At 61.6% G+C, this 19404-nt stretch carries 15 protein-coding genes, 1 tRNA gene and 1 pseudogene; 4 read left to right on the top strand and 13 right to left on the bottom strand.

The window, feature by feature from the left end; translation table 11 throughout:
* The 4 genes and pseudogenes from CRO06_RS11585 to CRO06_RS11570 all read right to left on the bottom strand — a co-directional run.
* A pseudogene (locus CRO06_RS11585) lies at window positions 1–696 on the bottom strand (aromatic hydrocarbon degradation protein); the annotation flags it as partial.
* A gap of 810 nt (window positions 697–1506) precedes the next feature.
* A complete protein-coding gene (leuA, locus tag CRO06_RS11580; protein ID WP_097058487.1) occupies window positions 1507–3219 on the bottom strand; it encodes a 2-isopropylmalate synthase in 1713 nt (570 codons plus the stop codon).
* On the bottom strand, window positions 3216–3956 hold the full coding sequence (locus tag CRO06_RS11575) for a GntR family transcriptional regulator (protein WP_097058486.1): 741 nt from the start codon (window positions 3954–3956) through the stop codon (window positions 3216–3218). The genes leuA and CRO06_RS11575 overlap by 4 nt, the downstream gene beginning before the upstream one ends.
* 146 nt (window positions 3957–4102) lie before the next feature.
* Entirely contained in the window at window positions 4103–5056 is a 954-nt protein-coding gene (locus tag CRO06_RS11570; RefSeq protein WP_097058485.1) for an endonuclease, read from the bottom strand.
* A 310-nt stretch (window positions 5057–5366) separates the two neighbouring features.
* Between CRO06_RS11570 and CRO06_RS11565 the strand changes: the two genes are divergently transcribed.
* Window positions 5367–6182, top strand: coding sequence for a DUF6694 family lipoprotein (locus CRO06_RS11565; RefSeq protein WP_097058484.1), 816 nt, complete (start codon window positions 5367–5369; stop codon window positions 6180–6182).
* A gap of 6 nt (window positions 6183–6188) precedes the next feature.
* On the opposite strand, the gene CRO06_RS11560 is transcribed toward CRO06_RS11565, so the two are convergent.
* From CRO06_RS11560 to CRO06_RS11545, 4 genes are read right to left on the bottom strand one after another with little or no spacing between them, the layout of a single operon-like run.
* A complete protein-coding gene (locus tag CRO06_RS11560; RefSeq protein ID WP_022994304.1) occupies window positions 6189–6497 on the bottom strand; it encodes a DUF2149 domain-containing protein in 309 nt (102 codons plus the stop codon).
* Complete coding sequence (locus tag CRO06_RS11555; protein WP_022994303.1) at window positions 6497–6997, bottom strand: MotA/TolQ/ExbB proton channel family protein; 501 nt, start codon at window positions 6995–6997, stop codon at window positions 6497–6499. Before CRO06_RS11555 ends, CRO06_RS11560 begins: the two co-directional genes overlap by 1 nt.
* Window positions 6998–7004: 7 nt before the next feature.
* The gene (cobN, locus tag CRO06_RS11550; RefSeq protein WP_097058483.1) at window positions 7005–10925 is read right to left on the bottom strand and encodes a cobaltochelatase subunit CobN; all 3921 of its coding nucleotides are present in this window, start codon (window positions 10923–10925) and stop codon (window positions 7005–7007) included.
* Complete coding sequence (locus CRO06_RS11545) at window positions 10925–12877, bottom strand: TonB-dependent receptor domain-containing protein (RefSeq protein ID WP_244902817.1); 1953 nt, start codon at window positions 12875–12877, stop codon at window positions 10925–10927. The genes cobN and CRO06_RS11545 overlap by 1 nt, the downstream gene beginning before the upstream one ends.
* A gap of 186 nt (window positions 12878–13063) precedes the next feature.
* Between CRO06_RS11545 and CRO06_RS11540 the strand changes: the two genes are divergently transcribed.
* A complete protein-coding gene (locus CRO06_RS11540) occupies window positions 13064–13513 on the top strand; it encodes a TraR/DksA family transcriptional regulator (RefSeq protein WP_014994870.1) in 450 nt (149 codons plus the stop codon).
* A gap of 257 nt (window positions 13514–13770) precedes the next feature.
* Here the strand turns inward: CRO06_RS11540 and CRO06_RS11535 are convergent, their stop codons facing one another.
* Entirely contained in the window at window positions 13771–14574 is an 804-nt protein-coding gene (locus CRO06_RS11535) for a hypothetical protein (protein WP_097058482.1), read from the bottom strand.
* A gap of 28 nt (window positions 14575–14602) precedes the next feature.
* The gene (locus tag CRO06_RS11530) at window positions 14603–15181 is read right to left on the bottom strand and encodes a TetR/AcrR family transcriptional regulator (protein ID WP_097058481.1); all 579 of its coding nucleotides are present in this window, start codon (window positions 15179–15181) and stop codon (window positions 14603–14605) included.
* 104 nt (window positions 15182–15285) lie between these two features.
* On the opposite strand from CRO06_RS11530, the gene CRO06_RS11525 reads away from it, so the two are divergent.
* Together CRO06_RS11525 and CRO06_RS11520 are read left to right on the top strand one after the other, a co-directional pair.
* A complete protein-coding gene (locus CRO06_RS11525; protein WP_097058480.1) occupies window positions 15286–16416 on the top strand; it encodes a DUF418 domain-containing protein in 1131 nt (376 codons plus the stop codon).
* Window positions 16417–16625: 209 nt separating this feature from the next.
* The gene (locus CRO06_RS11520; RefSeq protein ID WP_097058479.1) at window positions 16626–17318 is read left to right on the top strand and encodes a hypothetical protein; all 693 of its coding nucleotides are present in this window, start codon (window positions 16626–16628) and stop codon (window positions 17316–17318) included.
* Between the two features lie 100 nt (window positions 17319–17418).
* Here CRO06_RS11520 and CRO06_RS11515 read toward each other — a convergent pair.
* The 3 genes from CRO06_RS11515 to CRO06_RS11505 all read right to left on the bottom strand — a co-directional run bounded on the left by CRO06_RS11515 (window position 17419) and on the right by CRO06_RS11505 (window position 19252).
* A tRNA-Thr gene (locus tag CRO06_RS11515) sits at window positions 17419–17494 on the bottom strand.
* A gap of 79 nt (window positions 17495–17573) precedes the next feature.
* Window positions 17574–17993 carry a PaaI family thioesterase gene (locus CRO06_RS11510; protein ID WP_080531042.1) on the bottom strand — a complete coding sequence of 140 codons (420 nt, stop codon included), beginning with the start codon at window positions 17991–17993 and terminating at the stop codon, window positions 17574–17576.
* The gene (locus CRO06_RS11505; protein WP_022994291.1) at window positions 17990–19252 is read right to left on the bottom strand and encodes an MFS transporter; all 1263 of its coding nucleotides are present in this window, start codon (window positions 19250–19252) and stop codon (window positions 17990–17992) included. Before CRO06_RS11505 ends, CRO06_RS11510 begins: the two co-directional genes overlap by 4 nt.
* Between the last annotated feature and the right edge of the window lie 152 nt (window positions 19253–19404).

Here is a 19404-nt window from a genome sequence, read left to right as displayed (position 1 = left end):
GTACCAGCAGTCGGCGTCGGGGCAGAAGGTCTCCTTCCAGTCGAGGCTCATGCTGAGGATGGGCCGCAGTACCGGCTTGGCGGTGACGTCGAGGGCCTCGTACTGGGTGTTGCCGGAGAGGTCGGTGTGGGCGACCAGCTTGGCGTCGGAGTGGAGGGTGACGCGGGTGGCGAAACCGATGGCGAGACCGCGCCAGATGTTGGTGCCGATGCCCAGGGAGAGGAACAGGGGCTCGCGGCCATGGCTGAAGTACTGGCCATAGGGGGCGGTCTGGGAAGTGAAGGCCATCAGTTCCTGGGAGTATTTTTCGGAGCCGAGCAGCAGGCCGAGGACCAGGGGCTGGCCGAGTTCGGCGATGTCGGAGAGGTCGGTGCGCAGGCCGAGGAGGATTTGCTGTGCGGGATCGTCCTGGACCTTGTATTTGCCGTGGTTCTGGCTGTCGGCCTTGAGGTTGGGGTCGGCGTGCATGAGTCCGGCGGTCATTTCGCCACGGGTGTCGCGGGCGAGGAAGGCCGGGTTGTAGTAGGCGGTGGAGACCTGGGTGTTGAACATGGAGAGGGCCTGGACGGTGGCGACATCGCTGGGCATGACGCCGTAGGTGGTGCCCAGGTTACCCATGTTCGCGCAAGCGATCGCCGGGGCAAGCAACAGCGCCGCGGCACCGAGGCCACGGTTCAATACGGGGCTTAGTGTCATTGCTGACAATCCTCCTGATTATCTTCTTATCGTAGTGATGTTTTATTTTTCGAGAGGCCGGCGCTTGCCCATCCCCGGGCGGCTTCTCCGGTTCAATGGAGAGTACCCCATAAGAATGGGGGCACGTAACAAGTTGGCACTAAAGTTTCAAACAGGGACTCGAAGGGAAAAAATAATCCTTTAAAAATCAAGGATTTGACCTTTATCTTCTGCGCCATTTAAAAGCTAAGAGCACAATTTACAGTGATTTTTAAAGGGGAAAGAGAAGGTGCTTGGGACGTTTGCAAAAGCAATTTTTGATTGAGAAAAAGACAGTGCTACCAATCTGCACCGGAGGTACAAAAAAAGGGGACAGGAAAGTTGGCCATCAATATTCTTATTGGGCCGTTTTTCTTTTAAGGAAATGCAAGGATGTATTTGTAAGGAAGAGGTTTATAACCAAAAAGTAAACGGATGTGCACGAATTGTGGGGCGATGGCGGGGGCGATTGATTCTGGAGAGATGAATTCGCGCTGTATTCGCCGCCAAGGCAGCTCCCGCAGCGGCTTCGTAGCACGATCCGTGGGAAGCTGGTTTGCTGCGAGTGGATCAAGCACCTACAGGGGCTTCATAGCGTAAGCAGGAGAAGGGGAAAAAAGAGATGGCCGTTCTTGGGGGGGGGGGGATTAGAACGGCCATGCTTTCAATACCTGAAAGAAGGGGTCTCACTGATTGGCACCCGTTGGGGGCGGGTGTGACCGAATCCTTGGTCGCCAGCGAGGACCCCACTCTCTCATAAGTGATGGTAACTGTGTGTAAAATGCCTATAAATCAGTCTGTTAGTGTTATGCGTGTCACATTTTGGCGGCTTTCCATGGCCAGCCATCCTTTGCCTATCGCGCGGTTGAGGGCGCGGATCAGGGCTTGAAGGGAAGCGGTGAGCACATTCTGGTCCCGGGCGACGCCGAACAGCTGCCGGGTGCCCACCCGGATTTCCACGTAGGCGTACGCTTCCGAGTCGGCGCCGTCCCCGGCGGAGTGCTGGTGGTAGTCGGCGATGTCGCAGGCCAGCCCCAACCGGGCGCAGGCATCCACCAATGCTGATAATGGTCCATTGCCGCTGCCTTGCAGGGTGAATTCGCCTTCCGGCGTTTGCAGGGTGCCACGCAGACGGGCCTGGCCGTCGGCGGTGGTCACCACCGGATCCCGCAGCGCCAGAGGGGCTGCTTCGAACAGGTACTCCTTGCGGAAGCACTCGAGAATCATGTCGCCGGTGATTTCGCGGCCGGTTTGATCGGCGATCAGTTGCACCGCGGTACTGAACTCCATTTGCAGACGGCGAGGCAGAGTGATGCCGTGCTGTTCCATCAGATAAGCCACGCCGCCTTTGCCGGATTGGCTGTTGACGCGGATCACCGCTTCATAGCTGCGTCCCAGGTCCGCCGGGTCCACCGGCAGATAGGGCACTTCCCAAAATCCTTGCGGATTGTTGGCGCGGGCGGCGAAGCCTTTTTTGATGGCGTCCTGGTGAGAGCCGGAGAAGGCGGTGAAAACCAGATCACCGGAATAGGGGTGACGCGGATGCACCGGCAACTGGTTGCAATATTCCACTTCCCGCTGGGTGTGGTGGATGTCGGAGAAATCCAGGCCCGGGCTGACGCCGGCGGCGTACAGGTTCATGGCCAGGTTGAGCAGGTCCAGATTGCCGGTGCGTTCGCCGTTGCCGAACAAGGTGCCCTCGACCCGCTCGGCGCCGGCCAGTAATGCCAGTTCCGCGCTGGAAACGCCGGTGCCACGGTCGTTGTGCGGGTGCACGCTGATGATGACGCTGTCCCGCCGGGAGAGGTGACGGCAGAACCACTCGATCTGATCGGCGAACACGTTGGCGGTGGCGACCTCCACGGTGGTGGGCAGGTTGAGGATCATTTTGTGCCGTGGCGTGGGTGCCATTACGTCCATGACCGCCTCGCAGATTTCCAGAGCGAAATCCTGCTCGGTGAAGCAGAAGGTCTCCGGGGAGTACTGGAAGGTCCAGTCGGTGTCCGGATAGCGCGCCATCTGTTCCCGGATCCGCCGGGTGGCGTGGGTGGCGATGTCGATGCAGCCCTGGCGGTCCACATTGAACACCACTTCACGAAACACTGGCGCGGTGGCGTTATAGACGTGGACGATGGCGCGAGGCACGCCTTGCAGCGCCTCGAATGTGCGCTCGATGAGATCCTCCCGGGCCTGGGTCATCACCTGGATGGTGACGTCGTCGGGGATAGCGTTGGTCTCGATCAGCTCGCGCACGTAGTCGTAATCGATCTGCGAGGCCGCCGGGAAGCCCACCTCGATTTCCTTGAAACCGGTGCGTACCAGCAGATCGAAGAAGCGCCGCTTGCGCTCCAGACTCATGGGATCGATCAACGCCTGGTTGCCGTCGCGCATGTCCACGCTGCACCAGACCGGCGGGTGCCGCTGAACCCGGTCGGGCCACTGGCGATCCGGCAGTTGGACGGTCTGGAAGGGGCGGTATTTGCTGGACGGGTCCTTCAACATCATTTCGGTTCTCCTGCTGTTCGGGGGGCATCACCCGCTGGTGACTCCGGGTTGTCCTGATCCGCCAGGTAGTGACGGATGGCTTGTTCGGCCTGGCTCAGATGGCGACGTAGCAGTGCCAGGGCACGGCTCTCATCGCCACTTCGCGCGGCATCGAGCAGGGCTTCGTGATCATCGCGGGCCTGGTGGCCGGTGCCCATGGCGGAAAGATGGAAGCGCAAGAAGCGCTCTTCCTGCTCCAGTTCCTGCTCGATCAGATACAGCAGACGGGCGTTGCCGGCCCGCCGGTAGAGCGCCATATGGAACTCCCGGTTGAGGCGGGCGAGGGTGGCGCTGTCCCTGGCGCTTCGCAGGGAGGCCAGACGAGCGGAGGCGTCGGCCAGGTCGGTGTCGCTCAGATGCGGTAGCGATAGACGCAAGGCTTCCGGTTCCAACAGCAGGCGCACGCCGTAGGCATCCATGGCGTCCTGGTTGATCAGTGCGGTTACCACGGCACCTTTGTAGGGCTGGATGTGCAGCAGCCCCTGGGACTCCAGCCGGCGCAGCGCTTCACGCACCGGCATGCGGCTGACGCCGAACAGGGCGGCGATCTCTTCCTGGCGCAGCGGGGTTTCCGGCGGGATGCGGCCGTCCATGATCGCTTCGCGCAGCGCGCTTTCGATCACGTCCCGTGCCAGATGGGCCGGGGTCTCGGTGGGCGTGAAGACATCGGAGAGCGTGGGAATGGGTTTGCGGGGCACTGTGCACCTCTAAATTGGATCCTGGATCCAATTTAGAGTATGACGGTAAGGCGGTGCTGTAAATAGATGGGGAGTGTTTTGCGTTAGCTGGCAAGCGGAGCGCCGCCCCGACTGGCTCCTACGGATCATGCTACGAAGCCGCTTAGTCAGCGGCAGTTGCCGGCCTTGCGGTAGCCGGCGGCGCGGGCGGCGGCTTCGCTGTCGAAGTTCACCCGGTTGCTGGGTTTCATGGCGTTATAGCTGGGGCAGCCCTGGGGCAGATGGTAGACCTTGCTGTTGCGGTTGCCATGAATGGGGCCCGCGGATCGGGTGCTTTCGGTGCTGGCTGGTGTCCGACTGGCATCGGCCACGACGGAGACCAGCCCCTCGCGGCTGTTGCGATGGTTCAGCGTCCAGCTTCGCTCGCCGGTAACGAACGGATTGGAGTGCCCCATGATGGCGGCGATGCGCCGGTCCCGCTGGCGCTCCCAGGCGGATACCGGATGGCCGCGGTCCCAGGCCATCAAGAGCCGTTGTTGCTGTTTGCTCAGGCGCAGGTCATAACGGTCGGCCATGTAGAAATAGACGCGGGCGACCTGGCCGCGCAGTGCCGGTGGCGGTTGCGCGGTGCGGTGTTTGAAATCGACCTTGAAATCACAGGCGCCATATTGAGCGGCCACGTTCCGAACCGGTCCGAAGTTGTAGTTGCTGCGATCGCCGTTGACCTCGCCCACCACCGGGGTGAGGTTGTGCATGTCCGCTTCCATCACACGGAACAGGGGATCTTCCGATACGCAGTTGCGGCGCCCGCCATTTTGCCAGCACTGGCGCTGACGGCCGAAGTTGGAGGCGGGAACGATATGCTCCCATTCGATGCGCGCGGCCCGGTTGGCCTGGGCGCGCACCTGGTAACCGCATTCCCGCAGATGTACCCGGCCACCGGTGCGGCCGGTCCAGTCCCAGGTGCACTGGCAGTAGGCGTCACCGACCAGATTGCGATCGTTGTAGACATGATCGCGCAGTTCTTTTTTTGCTTCGGCGAAGTGTTGTGGCGCGGCCAGCGCCGACACGGTGAAAAGACAAACAAAGAGAGCAAGGAGTCCGCGTTTCAATAATGCCATTAACAAAAAAGCCTTGTTTTACAGTGTGGGAACGGCGTGAAGTGAGCGGCGCGCAGTATAGCGATTTGATCGACTGGGGAAAGGGGAACATGACAATGTAAGAGCGCGATCAGAAGGAGCCACGAAGCCGCTGTGGGAGCTTGCCTTGCTGGCGGCCAGGCCTTCCAGCGTTGGGCTATTCGCTTGCAGGGCTAGCTCCTACGGCGGCTTGCTTAGATCGGCAAGCGGGTCTGCGATACTTGTGCGCCCGGTATGGTTCGTGTTCACAAGGGGGTGCTATAGTCCGGCCTGCACTGATCACGGAGGTTCTATGAAAGGAATATCCAGATGCCGTGGCGCTCTGCTGGTGGCTGTCGCCACGGTGGCACTGACCGCCTGCTCCGAGCCCACCATTGATGGCGGCTCTGAACAGACGTTGCAAACGTCCATCGCCCGGGTCCGTGATGGCTTGCCGCCGGAGCAGGCCGACCGCTTCGAGCAAGCGCTGCAAGTGATCGTCTCCGATAAAACGAATTTCGCTGCCTCCGTGGAAGGCGATCCCGATGATGTGCAAGAGATTTTGCGGCTCGCCCTGAATGGCAAGACCGCCAAGGCGGTGATCGCCCAGGCGGATCGCATTCGGCAGGCCCGGGAACAGGCCCGCAGGGACAAGGCGGAGGAAGAAATCAAAGCCCTGGAGGCGGAGAAAGCCAAAGCGGATCGGGAGCGGGCGGCCTTGTCCCGATTTCAGGTGGCCTCGGCCAATTTCTTCATGAAGGACCGCAAGATGTTCGGCAAGGAACCGGTCATTGAGCTGTCGGTGGTGAACGGTACCGATAAGCCGGTGTCCCGGGCGCACTTCCAGGGGCGTTTCATCAGCCCGGATCGCAGCGTGCCCTGGTTCGAGGACGATTTCAGCTACGAGATTCCCGGTGGTTTGGAGCCGGGAGAAAAAGCCACCTGGAGCCTGTCACCGAGCCGTTTTGGTCCCTGGGGCGATCCGGATGTCCCCGAAGACGCGCAGTTCAGCGTTGCCGTGGTGGGACTGGATGGCGCGGAAGGGGAGCCGCTTTTTGATGACCACGAGTTCAGCGATACCGCGGGCCAGCGTCTGGCGGAGCTGAAGGAACAGTACCGGACGGAGTAGCCCGCTTCAGTCCTCCGGTACGTAGATCATGCGCCCGTCATCTAGGCGGTAGGTGACACCGGCCCGTGATCCCTGGCCCTGGCCGACTTCGCCGTTGGATTCGTAGCGCGTCAGTTCCTGCCCATCCTTGATGGTGATGCGCATGTCGGCCTCGCCCGGGTTTTCCACTACCACCACCTTGTCCCGCGAGAACGGATTCAGCGGGTTCTGTGCGATGGTCACCATCAATATGCCGATGATCACCAGAAACAGGTCGATCAGGTTGATTACCGACAGCATCGGATCATCGGCGTCTTCGTCATCAATAAAACGCATCAGAGTTCACCTTCCCGTTGCCGCTGTTTTTCCAGTTCGCGCAGGTCCTGCAGCAGCCAGCGGCGGCGCACGGTGAGCATGAAGAAACACAGACTGGCTGCGATCAAAGCCAGGATCACGGCGGAAAACGCGGCGACCATATTGCGGCCGACGCTTTCCGCGTCGTTGTTGCCAAGCGCCAGCAGTGCCGGTCCCATGGGAATCATGGTGGCGATCAGTCCGAGCATGGGGGCGGTGCGTGAGACGATGCGCAGCCACTCCAGCCGATGCAGGATCCATAATTCCAGATCATCGCTGTGCGGCGTCATGTCATGCCGCCGGGCGAACGCGAACAGCTTCCCGGTATGATCACCACGGCGGCGTTGCCACGTTTCCACCAGGAAGGCGCCGAGCATCACCAGGGCATAGCCCAGGGCGAGGGCGATCAGGGCCAGAACCGGTGCCAGAAAAATACGGGAGACGGCGTAAAGCAGGGTTTCGATGTCAGCAAAAAAGGTCATGAGATTCTCAGGATTCGATTTTCCGGGAAAGTAACCGCGGTGCACGTTGGCCACGGGCCTGCCACAGGGCGCCGGCGCCGATCAGAAGCCCCATCAGTGTTAGCGCCCACAACAGGCGGGGAGCGTCGTCCGGGGACTCAGCGGCGACCGCCTCCATGACCCGCCCTTGAACCGCCTGCGGTGCATCGGACTGGTTGGACGGCGACGGCTGCGCCGGGTTGGGGGCAGCGGCCGTGTCCGGTTTGGCGCCGCCATCAAGCCCGAAGCCCCGTGCCATGTCGGCGATGAAGCGGCGGGTCACCTCGGCGCCGCTGTCCGCTTCAAACTGTTCCGACAGGGTTTGCCAGCGTTGCGCCAGTTGACGGCGGGTTTGCTCGGAAGCGTCCCAGTAGCCCTTGCGGATGGCCTCGGCCATGCGTTCCAGCATTTGCGCCTGGGCGGTGGGATTGTGCTGCTCGAACCACTCGTTGGTGCCCAGTTCACGGCTGTCGGTCACGTAGGTATCGAACAGTGACTGCCACTGGTCGTCGCGCACGGTGTTGGGATCCATCACCTGCCAGCCGAACAGATTGTTGGTGGCGTTGAGGACCTGCAGGGTGCCGGCGTAACCTTCCTGCTGCATGGCGCCGATCCATTGCGGGTTGAGGTAACGCACGCGCAATTCGTTGGCGAGGAAGCGTTCCAGGCCGGTGGTGTTGACGGCGCCGCCGCGCAAGTCGGAGATCAATAACTGCGGCGCCTTGCCGTCCAGATGACGAATGGCCGACGACAAGCCGCCAAGAAATTCAAAGGGATGGTCGGTGGACAGCACGCCGTGCAGGTTCGACGAGCGTGACATGATCGCCGCCTCGGTGCCGCGCAGTTGCTCGGCCAGCAGGTTGGCCGTCCCGGGACTGTCCCCCCAGCTTTGGCCACCGTAAGCGTGGCGGCTGCTGGCGAGGAATTGCCGTGCCAGGACGTCGTCGTCTTCCCACTCGGTGGAACGCAGGGCCAGATCGGGCACACCGGTGCCGTACTCGCCAGGGGCATTGCCGAACAGCCGATGGCGCGCGGCGGCTTCCGCTTCGGCGTCCGGCAGGCCCTGTTGCCGCAAAGCGGCGGCGATGCGCCGGTTGTTGATGGCGATTGGATTGCCGGGTTCGTCCAGCTTGGCCAGCCGTGTCAGCGCGTCGTCGAGCAGCCGCATGAAGCTGTCGAATTGATCGCGATAAACGCCGGTGACCTGCACCACCACGTCGGTCCTGGGGCGCCCCAGTTCCGCGGCGGGAATGATCTCCAGCTCGGTGACCCGGCCGGCGCTGTCCCAGACCGGCCGCAGGCCCAGCGCGTGCAGGATTTGTGCTTCGGTCACGCCGAGATGACGAATCGCTTCCGAAGCCCACAGGCTGAACGCCAGCTTGCGCGGCCAGGCGCCATCATGCTCGGCGCGGAAGGCCTGCACCAGTTGTGTATAGGCGGTGCCGGCGGCGTCGTAGGCGGCCCGGGCCGGGATCTTGTCGGCTTCGAAGGCGTACAGATTACGGCCGCTGGCCACGTCCGGATTGCGGATCGGATCACCACCGGAGCCGGGCCGCACGAAGCGGCCCTCCAGCCCGGCCAGCAGCGCTTCATTCTCTTGGGTATTGATCAAGTGCTGATTCAGTTGCCGCGCTCGACCGGCAAAGTCCGCGAGGTCATCGGGTGTATCCCGCGAGGCTTCGGGGTCGAGGAAACGACGCACCGTTTGATAGGGGAGAGTGGTGCTCAAGTCATCCTGGTCGACGGCGAACAGTTCTTCATGGTCCGTTCCCAGGGCGGTGTAGAACGGCTCGCCGAGCTGTTGCATGACAGTGCTGATGCGATGTTCGTCCTTGGCGGGTTCGCCAAAGGTATGCAGCCCCAGCGGCATGGCGGCGCGCGCCAGCTCGTGCAGATGATCGTGCAGCTGTTGCAGGAAAGTGGCGAAGTCCTGCTCGGTCTGTTGCGCCGTCCAGCCCAGATCTTCATGCAAGTGCGCGTCGATGGTGGCTTCACGGATACGCGCACTGACTTGCTCACGCACCATGCCGGGATCCAGTTGCTGATATTCATGAATCAGATGGTGCAGGTCACGTAGCTGGTCGTACAGCCCGGCCGGCGCGAACGGCGGTGTCTGATGGCTGATGGTGACGGCGCGGCCACGGCGCTTGGCCTGGATGGCTTCGCCGACGTTGTCCTGAATGTAGGGATAAAACACCGGCAGATCGCCCACCGCCAGCCAGGGGTAATCGCTGGAGGCGAGACCTCGGTCCTTGCCGGGCAGCCATTCCTGGGTGCCGTGGGTGCCCAGATGGATCAGCGCGTTGGCCTGGTATTGCCGTTGCAAATACAAATAGGCGGCCATATAGAGAGGATCGGGGATGCTGTCGGTGTCATGGTAATGTGCCGATGGATCTCCGGTGCGCGGCATTTGCGGCATCACCAGCAGCCGTCCGAGCCGCCAGCGTGGAATGACAAAATAGAGCTTGCCGTTCACCTCCCGCACAGCGTCATGGCGTTCGGGTTCACCGCCGCGCTTCAGTTCGGCTCGACGTGATGACGGCAACCGCGCCAGCCACTGCTGGTATTCGTCCACGGGGAACAGCGCGGCCATGTCCTCGGCCAGCAACTCGTCCAGCGATACCGTGCCGTACAGAGCGCCGAGCATGCGCTGGCCGGCGGCGATCACCTGCTGCTCGGTCACTGGTTCACCCACCGAGTATCCCGCCTCGGTCAGGGCAGTCTGAATGGACACAATACTGCGTGGAAGGTTGAGGTTCGATGCGCCCAGGTTCTTCTCGCCAGCCGGGTAATTCCAGTACATCAGCGCCAGTTTCTTGTCCGCCGCCGGTGTATGGCGCAGTGCCACCAGACTGCGCAGTTTGGCGATCAGCGCGTCGGCTTGTTCGGGCAACAGATCGTCCACGCCGCCGGTGGTGGCGGAAAGCACGGTGGGATCGCTGATGCCCCAGCCTTCGGGGGTAGCCAGAAACACGGCGGTAGTACGTGGAGCCACACCGCTTTTGGCGTCGGGCCAGTCGCTGGCTTCCCCGTCACGGAACCGCAATGTCTGGATCACCGGAATGTCCAGTGCGAGGAAATCCCGGCGGCGCGCCTTACCGTCACGCAGGTGAGTGAGGTTGACCAGGACATCCACCTTCCCGTTGCCGAGGGCGTCGCTCAGCCCTTCCGAACCGGCGGCGTCGAACCAGAATACGATCGGTAGCAGACCGGCGGCTTCGCTGCGGGCGATCAGGGTATCCACTTCGCGGGTGAGCAGGTCGGAGACCACGCCCCGGTGAATCAGGAACGCCACCCGGCCTTCGGGCCGGCTCTGCCGCTGTGTGTCATGCCAGCCAAGATAGTCGTCAATGTGCTCGAAAACACGGCGCGCGCGCGGGTGGTAGAAGCCGTTGCCGGGCAAGGCTTCGGGGGCCTCGAGCAGATGCGATGGGGCGGGGGCGGCGCCTTGCGACGTTTTGGCCAGAGCAAAGAAACGACGGAAGTTGTGCTCGCCTCCGGCGGCGTACAAGGCGCTCAGGACGTTGCCGTGGCGGGGCTGTAACTGTTCCCAGTCGGGCCGGCCACCACCGATGATCAAGCGGGGGCGTTCGCCGTACTCCGGAATGACGTTCAGCTTTTGCGTCACCATCACGCGATCATTCGGGCGCGGTACGTCCAGGACGATCAGCGCGGCGGAGCGTACCGCTTGCCGCAGTGTGGCCGCTGTGCTGGTCTCCACGTTCAGGTGCCGCAGCGCCATGCCTTCCTGTTTGGCGAAGGTTCGCAGCTGCTGAAATTTTTCCGCCGACACGAAATCGTTGTGAAAGACCTGTATCAATGGCTCGGCGGTCGCGGCGGCCGCTCCTGACAGGCTGATCAGCAGGCAGGTCAGGAGCAACCGGAAATAGTGCAGGGGCTGTGCGCTCATCAGAATGTGGCCGTCAGGCCGACAAAATAGCGCCGCCCTTCGTCGGCATGGTCGTGGAGATCCGGGTCATCATTGGCCAGGCGCTCGTCGGTGAGGTTTTCGACACCGGCGTGCAGGCTGATCCCGGGGCTGAAGGCGTAGTCCACATAGCTGTACAACAAGGTGTGATCCGGCCGGTCGCGCTCGGTTTCGGAACGATACTGGGAACCGACGTACTCGGCGCGGACACGGGTGCTGATCCGGTCGGTGGTCCGCCAGATGAGCGTGGTGTTGGCGCGGTGCCGGGAACGGTCGGCCAGGCGTTCGTCGTTGGTACGGTCGCGGGCGTCCAGATAGGTGTAGTTGGCTTCCAGCCGCCAGCGTTCGAGCAGATCCAACGCGGCGGTCAACTCCAGTCCGCGCAGGCGCGCCTTGGCGATGTTGTCGTATTCCAGACAGACATAACCGGGCTCGAAGCAGGTCGGCTGGCGCACGGTTTCGATCAGGTTGCGCACGTCGTTGTGGAACAGGGTGGCGCCAGCGGACCAGCGCTCCTGATTCAGCGTGGCGCCCAGTTCAAAAGAACGATTGGTTTCCGGTTCCAGGTCCGGGTTGCCACGAATGATACCGCGTCCGCCCATGGCGGCACGGGATTCGAATTCCGGCGACAGTTGTTTCAGGGTCGGTGCCTTGAAGCCGTGGCCGGCGCCGGCCTTGAAAGTCAGCTGGTCGCTGGCATGGAACATCAGATAGGCACGCGGGCTGGTTTCCCAGCCGAAGTCCTGGTGATGATCAAAGCGGCTGCCGAGCACCAGCTCCCATTGTTCACCGAGAACAATCTCGTCCTGGGCAAAGGCGGCGTAGTGAGTCAGGTCGTCCTTGCCCTTGCGGTTGATATTGGGATCTTCCAGTTCCTCACGCCGGACTTCGCTGCCGACGGTGAGTTTGTGCATGCCGCCGGCGATCCAGCCCACGCGCCCGTCCAGCACGGTGTCGGTGAACCGGTTGGGGCCGGTGGTATCCGCGCCGTCACTGCGGTAAGTCTCACGATCCAGGGTGCCGCGATAGAGGCGGACCTGACTGTTGCCCCAGCCCCAATCGCCCCGGTGGGAGAGAGAATAACGGCGGCGCTGCACGTCATTGTCGGATTGGTAGGGGCTGGCTCGGCTGCTGCCGCGAACGCCTTCCAGAGTCTCGTTGCCGGCGTCCACGGAGAGATCGACACGCTGATAGGGATCCGGTGTCCAGGTCAAACCCACATGGCCACTAGTGGCGCGTTGTTCGTCCAGGGCGGTGAGTTCGGGGTCGGCGGCGTCGAGCAGGGCGTCGCGACGGCGGTATTCACCCCAGACGTTAACGCCCAATGTGCCCGGTAGCAGCGGCCCGCCGGCATAGAAGCCGCCTTTGTAGTGATTGCCGTCCAGGCCGTGATCGCTGATCAGGGCCTGGCTGCCGAACGAGCCCTGCCATTGGTCGGTGGCGGAACGGGAGATGATGTTGACCACGCCGCCCAGTGCTTCCGAGCCGTATAGCGACGACATCGGGCCACGGACCACTTCCACCCGCTCAATCGCTTCCACCGGCATCCAGCCCAACTCGAAGTCCGAGTGGGCGATGGCGGAGGCGGAGTTGTTGATGCGTTGTCCGTCGATCAGCACCAGGGTGTGTTCGGAACTCATGCCCCGGATCGAGATGCCGCGCCTGCCCAGACCGACGCTCTCCACGTCGATACCGACGGCACCCCGGACCGCATCGGAGAGATCGTGAACGGGCCGTTGGCGCAGATCATCGCCATCGATCACCGATACGCTGGCGGGGGTATCCGCTTCGTTCCGTTCCGAGGCCGTGGCGGTGACCACGATGGCCGGCAATGTGGCGGTTTGATGGCGCGGCGTGGACTCCTCGCCGAAGGCCGGGTTGGCGGTGACAATGGCGGAGAGCGGCACAAGGGATACCAGCGAACGTGGAAACATCGGAGCCTCACGAGAAGGGCGCCAGGTGGCGCCAAAAAAGAATGACGGCGGCAAAAGGCTCTGTTCCTCCCCCGAGGAAAGAGCACGGTGGACCGGTTCCAAGGGTGGTTCCGGATCTCAATTTAATTTATGTTATATCATAACAATTGAGAAACCAACACCATCCTTCCTGAACAGGAGTGCCTCATGTCTGATGCCACCGCCACGTCTTCCATGGACCAGCCGCCGACGGAAGCGGCGCTGCGGCGGATGCCCAAACGGGACTACATGAACCGGCGCCAACAGATGTTCTTCCGGCAGCGTTTGCTGGCGATGAGAGAGAAGATTGAAGTGGATCTGGCCACTTACCGCCTGGCGTTGCAGTCCGATGAGCGGCAACCGGACGACTTCGACCTGGCCAGTGCGGAGGAAGATCGGCGCTATCTGTTGAGGACCATTGAGCGCAACATCGGGTTGCTGAAAAAAGTGGATGGCGCCTTACGGCGGCTGGCTACCGGCGATTATGGTTACTGCCTGGAAAGCGGCGAACCGATCGGTATCGAGCGGCTGCTGGCCAGGCCGACGGCGGAGTATTCCATCGACGTGAAAGCACGCCAGGAAAGCCGGGAACGGCATTACGTTCATCACCGTTCGTGATCGGAGCAAATTCCTCTTGATTCGGCCTCTCGTTGATCGCCGTCGTTCACTACCGCCTCAAGCGGGGCCGCATTCGGGCCATTCTCGATCATCGAGAGCGCGACAAGGGCCGGTAGCAAGGCATCGATGTGCTGCGTTATCTGATGCGGGAGCATGGGGAAAACCAGAGGCAGTTGCTGGAAACCGGGGCGCGGTCCGTGGTCTCTTCCATCCTTTAAGGAGAGATGAGCCGGCCCCAACGGCGGGCAGGCGGGCGGCTATTTCATCAGCGTGACTTGATAGTGGCCCTCTTTGTCGGTGCCGGTCTCCTGAACCAGAAGCGCCTGACCATTTTTCCGCGCGATCCAATACACGCTGCTTTTATCCCGATTATGGATTTCCACTTCCTGGCATCGGTAGCGTGTGCCGGCGAGGTCGATGTATTTTTCGCCGCGGGCGGTCAGGGTGTAAGTCAGAATCTCCATGTTCTCGGGTTCAAAAACTCTTACGGCGGTCTCATTGAACCGGTAATCGTGATCGTGAATGTAATCCGGCAAGGCTTCATCGACCACGTCGAAGCTGGTCAACGGCACCATGATGCCCTGATCCGAGTCCTCGCCGCCGAACACGGAGAGGAAGCCCAGCTCAGGGAAGAACTCGGTCAAGATGGAGAACGATACGTCGACGACCTGCTCATCCTCTCTTTGCCGGCCGCTCTTGACTTCGGACGCGGTCACCCACAACTGCCCTTCATATTCTTCCCCGTGAATGTAGAATCCCTTCCCGTTTTTGAAGAGCTTCATATCCAGACTGACAGGTTTGTGATTCCGCAGGCGACTTCGTATCTGATACTTGCGTGACCAGCTTCCCCACCATCCGGAGAGGGACAGGTCGCCACTGACCGAGATCACTTTATCCTTGCTGTTCTCTGTACCGGACCGTTCTTCCAAATGAACAATCTCACCGAGGTATTTGTCGTCGGAGAGTACCGAGTAACGCACGCTGTCCCGTTCCGCCGCCGCGACGGAGGCGGAGCACATTCCCATATACGCGGCCCAAAGCACTTTTCCCATCCTGGTCATTCTCGTTCTCCCCACGGTCGAATCCCTTTCACTGCTCCGCGCCACATTCCAGAGCGAACGCCTTGCGCAAGTGCTTTTCCGCCGAATCGGGGCTTACCGGGCTGATACCAGAGATCAACAGCCCGGCCAGGCCATCGTAAAGAGCACCCAGTCGAAGCGCGCTTGCCTCGGGATCCGGCAGTCGCCATGAGCCGGACTCACAGCCGTCGCTGAGCACCCTGGCCAAGCCGTCCTGCATACGCGCCTGGATGGACTTCAAAGCGTTTCTCATCGGCTTGTCGCTCGCCGCCAGTTCGGTGGCTTCGATCCACAGCCGCCAATAGGGACGAGCGGCCTCGACAAAGGCCTCTCGGAAGTAACGTTCCATGACGATTTGTGGTGTCTGCTCCTGTTCGAATTGATCCTTGGCCACTTCCTCGAACAGGGCTTGCCAGGCCGCGGCACGCAACTCGGGCCAGCGAAAGTAGTGATTGAGCAGCCCGGTGCCGACACCGGCCCTCTGAGTGACCGCCCGTGTCGTCGCGGCCGTCAGCCCACTTTCGACGAGTACCTCGATGGTCGCGTCAATCAACGTCGCCTGACGTTCCCGGGATTTTCGGGTGCTCATTTTTCTCTCCCGTCTTGACAGAGTTGAACATACGCTCAATATTAATTGAACAATCGCTCAAAATCGAGACCCTAATCGTGTTTTCACAACCACGGCCCACATCCATGCCATCCTCAGGACACCGGTCATCCGGACGTAATCCCCATCCGGACGCGGTACGCGTGACCGCGTTGATGGGCATCTGCATCGTCAACGTGCCGTTCATGGCGTTGCCGGTGGAAGCCAGTCTGGTCCCGCCGTCAGCCGCCTTGGATCAGGTGGCGGCCTTTCTGGTGGAGGGGCTCTTTCAGGCGAAATTTTTCTTGCTGTTTTCTTTCTTGTTCGGCTGGTCCCTGCATCAGCAAGCGCAATCCGCTCAAAAAAAGGGCGTCTCCTTCAATCGTCGCTACGCCCGGCGCTTGTCGGGCCTGGCGGTACTTGGCGTACTTCACGCGGTCTTGGTTTTCAATGGGGATATCCTGTTGCTCTACGCTTTGCTGGGCCTGGTGATCTGGCCTCTGCGTCAGCGCGACCCGGTCACGCTGATACGCATCGCGCTGACCATGGTGCCGCTGGGTGTGGTGTCGTTGACCACTCTGGGAATATTGCTGCCGGACACATTATCCTCGGGCACGACATTGGGTGGGGGATATTGGGAGGCGACTCGGACCCGCTGGCTTGATTGGCCAGGGACATTCGCGTTTCTGTTGCTGTTCCAGGGGCCGTTGGCGTTCGCGGCCTTTGCTTCCGGTCTTGCCGCGGCCAAGAGCGGCTTCTTTGAAACGCCGTTGAACCGGGGGCGTGTCTCCCTGAACAAAGGGCTGCCCTGGCTGATTTTCTTCGGCGTTACCTTCAATCTCTACTACGCCGCCGCCATGAGTTGGGTGATTCCCCCTGAGCAGGGCCTGCACTCGCTGGCCGGCCTGGTCGTCCTGGTGCTTGGCGCTCCACTGCTTTCCGCCGCTTATCTGGGACTGCTGCTGAAACTGACCGAGCGGTACACGCTGCCAGACTGGTTGATGAGGGCGGGGCGTAACTCGCTTTCAGTGTATGTGCTGCAAGGTATTCTCGCCGGTGCCGTGTTCGGCGGCTACGGACTGGGGCTGTTCGGGACGATGGGGCAGGGCGCGCTGTTCTTCGTCGCCATCGCGGTGGCGGTGATGTCGATGGCGATTGTCAGTGTCCTGGCGAAACGGTTTGAACGCGGCCCTCTTGAGGCGCTGTTGCGAGCCTGGACGTACGGCGGCACGCCGTGACCGGCCGCTGGGTTCGGTTCCATTTGATGTGAAAAAAGCGTGTAAAAACGTAAATGGGGCTTTAAAGGGAACGTAAAGATGGCCAAAGATGCACTACACTACCGTTTACGGTAAAGGAGGTTTGATTCGCTGGGACGCGGTTGAATCGTCAATCTGTCGCCAGGGCCGGTGTGATCCCGGTGGGCGGCGAAACGAGGACCATCACGTCAATGATTGAGTATTTTGCCCCAGGCGAACACCCGCGCGGTTTCGTTGGGTTCCTGGTGACGGCCCGTATCGACGGTCATACCAGAAAAGCGACGTTTTCCACCCGGACAGCGTCATCCCAGGATAAATCCAACCTATGGGTCCAATACCAGTGGTTAAGCGCCGTGGGGATGGACCTGGAATGGAAAATCGAGAAACGGGAACGGCACTATCAGCGATTCGTGACCAGCGATCACCCCGACACACGGCCGGGACGCGGCCTGGGTGTTCATGGCCTCACCGCCGCCTTTTATGCGTCCGGAGACGACTGGATTCCGGCCTTCTCCGTGGCACGTAACCCGGATGTGCTGGGGCGTCCGCAAGCGGATCGGCGCTTCACTTTCGAGTACGCTCCGTACTCCGCGGTCTGGCGGGACGCGGTGATGTTCTGGGCCGAGGAGCACGCCATCGAGGATGCCGACCGCGAGCGTTTGCTGACTCGGACTCCGGAGCCGGCCCTCTTTTCGGCGCTGCGGCGGCGGATGAACGAGGAAGGGAACGACATCCCCACGGAAGCCCTGTCCTCGGTATACCGTGAGCAACGCGATGCGCTGGCGGCCACAAGAGCCCCGGCACAAGCTTTGGAGGCGGCGCTCATGGATGATCTGAACGACTGGCAGCGTCGACACCAAAAGCACAGGGACAGCGCCGCCTGACACGGATCATCATCGGCGTCCAGGTGATATCACTGATACTCGAATCAAGGGAGTCGGGACTGAAGTGGACCGCCAAGGAGGGAGGGATGGTGCCGGAAGATGGTGCCGGAAAGAGGAATCGAACCTCCGACCTACTGATTACGAATCAGTTGCTCTACCGACTGAGCTATTCCGGCATGGACCTGTAACGGCGCGGTAGTTTAGCAGGAATGGAGGTGGAGGCAAGGGGAGGCCGACAAGGCTTCCCCGGGTGGTTCATGGTTTCGGGTAAAGCACCATCTGTGTGCAGCGGAACAACGCGATGACCTTGCCACTGTCCTGGTGACGCACTTCCGCGTCCCACAATTGCGTGGTGCGGCCCAAGTGGACGGCCTTGGCTTCACAGGTCACCACGCCTTCGCGGGCGGTACCGATGAAGTTGCTTTTCAATTCCACGGTGGTGAAGCTGACGGCGCCTTCCGGTAGCGAGGTCTGGCAGCCGAAACCGCAGGCGGAGTCAGCCAGGGCGATCACCGAGGCGGCATGCAGATAGCCGTTGGGGGCCAGGTGGTGACGGGCCACGGTGAAGTGCCCGCGTATCAGGCCGGGCTCGGCGGTGTCCCATTCCAGTCCCATGTAGCCGGGCAGGAAGCCGGCCTGGCGTTGGCTGATCTGGTCATTCTGGTTTTCGCTCATGTTTCTTTTTCCAAAGCAGGTGTTGAACAGGATGGCACGGATCGCACCTTCGGGATCCGGGTCATAATCGCGGCGGCGAGGATATTGGTGGCGATACTGGCAAGGATGGGCACCGTGTAACTGTGGCTCAGATCGAAGATGTAGCCGGCGGCGGTGGGGCCAATCAGAGTCCCCAGAGCAACGCTGGTGTAGAGCACACCGATGATACTGCTGATGTGACGGCCGCCGAAATAATCCATGGCCAGAGCCGGTATCAGAGCCACGAAGCCGCCATAGAACACGCCAAACACGAAGCCGAATAACGACAGTCCCCAGAAGTCCCGGGAAAACAACCAGATCAGTAAAGACAGCGCCATGCCCATGAACATGGCCATCAGGGTGACCTGACGGCCCCATTTGTCCGCCAGGCTGCCCAGCAGAAAACGGCCGGCGGTGCTGCCGACGCCGACGGCGCCGAGCAGCAGGGCGGCGGAGGCGGAATCAATACCATGATCACGGGCATACGGCACCAGGTGCACGAACGGTACGAACAGACCGAAGGAAGCAATCAACCCCGCCGCGTACAGCAACAGGAACCGTTTCGAGCGGATCGCCTCGCCGACCTGCATGCCGTCGGAGACGGTGCCCGGCGGCGGAGCCGGGTCGCCATCGGGATAGAGCCCGTGGTCACGCGGGTCGTTCCGGATCAGCAGCGACAGGACCAGACCGAGGGCCAGAGTGACGGCGCCGATCAGCAGGTAACTCTGACGCCAACCCAGGGATTCGATCAGCAGCGCGGCGATGGGTGGCATGAACAGGGTGCCGACGCCGATACCACTCACCGCCAGTCCGGAAGCGAAGCCCCGGCGCCGGGAGAACCAGCGCTGTACCGCGCCCACCGCCGGCACATAGGAAAAACCGACACCAAGTCCGACACCGAGCCCGTAGGCCAGATACACCTCCATCAGGTTGCGGGCCAGACCGGCCAGCATCAAGCCGGCGCCGGTGAACAGCATGCCGATAATCGCCATGGTTCGCGAGCCCCAGCGGTCCGCGAGGGGGCCGCTGATGATGCCCAGGGCAAAATAGAGAAAGCCGGCCAGGGAAAAAACCAGGGACACGGAGCCTCGGGAGGCCTGGAAATCGGTTTGCAGCGCGTCGACGAAGGCACTGAAGGTATAGGCACTGCCGAAGCCGAGGAAGGTAACGGCGAAAGCACCACCGACCACATACCAGCCGGGAAAAAGGCGGGAAGGCGGCGTTGGGGTTGGCGTGGGCACAACGGACTCCTTTGTTATTGGGCTGCGGACCGGTTGATCAGGCCGTGTTCCATATTGGGGCAGGGCCCGTTTGCAGACAAACGGGATTTTCTAAGGCTGGGGGCATAGTAAAACTAAACATGGAAGATCGCGGTCCGTCGCTACGAAGCCGC

Origin of the sequence: Alloalcanivorax xenomutans (assembly GCF_900217905.1) — a bacterium.
Taxonomy (GTDB): domain Bacteria; phylum Pseudomonadota; class Gammaproteobacteria; order Pseudomonadales; family Alcanivoracaceae; genus Alloalcanivorax; species Alloalcanivorax xenomutans.
This window is presented reverse-complemented; position numbering and strand designations above follow the sequence as displayed.

Coding starts and splice junctions, on each gene's coding strand:
- leuA (WP_097058487.1), bottom strand. CDS start 3,219: ATGATGTTGAAGGACCCGTCCAGCAAATACCGCCCCTTCCAGACCGTC.
- CRO06_RS11560 (WP_022994304.1), bottom strand. CDS start 6,497: ATGCGTTTTATTGATGACGAAGACGCCGATGATCCGATGCTGTCGGTA.
- CRO06_RS11540 (WP_014994870.1), top strand. CDS start 13,064: ATGTCTGATGCCACCGCCACGTCTTCCATGGACCAGCCGCCGACGGAA.
- CRO06_RS11525 (WP_097058480.1), top strand. CDS start 15,286: ATGCCATCCTCAGGACACCGGTCATCCGGACGTAATCCCCATCCGGAC.
- CRO06_RS11565 (WP_097058484.1), top strand. CDS start 5,367: ATGAAAGGAATATCCAGATGCCGTGGCGCTCTGCTGGTGGCTGTCGCC.
- CRO06_RS11520 (WP_097058479.1), top strand. CDS start 16,626: ATGATTGAGTATTTTGCCCCAGGCGAACACCCGCGCGGTTTCGTTGGG.
- CRO06_RS11545 (WP_244902817.1), bottom strand. CDS start 12,877: ATGTTTCCACGTTCGCTGGTATCCCTTGTGCCGCTCTCCGCCATTGTC.
- CRO06_RS11555 (WP_022994303.1), bottom strand. CDS start 6,997: ATGACCTTTTTTGCTGACATCGAAACCCTGCTTTACGCCGTCTCCCGT.
- cobN (WP_097058483.1), bottom strand. CDS start 10,925: ATGAGCGCACAGCCCCTGCACTATTTCCGGTTGCTCCTGACCTGCCTG.
- CRO06_RS11510 (WP_080531042.1), bottom strand. CDS start 17,993: ATGAGCGAAAACCAGAATGACCAGATCAGCCAACGCCAGGCCGGCTTC.
- CRO06_RS11535 (WP_097058482.1), bottom strand. CDS start 14,574: ATGACCAGGATGGGAAAAGTGCTTTGGGCCGCGTATATGGGAATGTGC.
- CRO06_RS11530 (WP_097058481.1), bottom strand. CDS start 15,181: ATGAGCACCCGAAAATCCCGGGAACGTCAGGCGACGTTGATTGACGCG.
- CRO06_RS11570 (WP_097058485.1), bottom strand. CDS start 5,056: ATGGCATTATTGAAACGCGGACTCCTTGCTCTCTTTGTTTGTCTTTTC.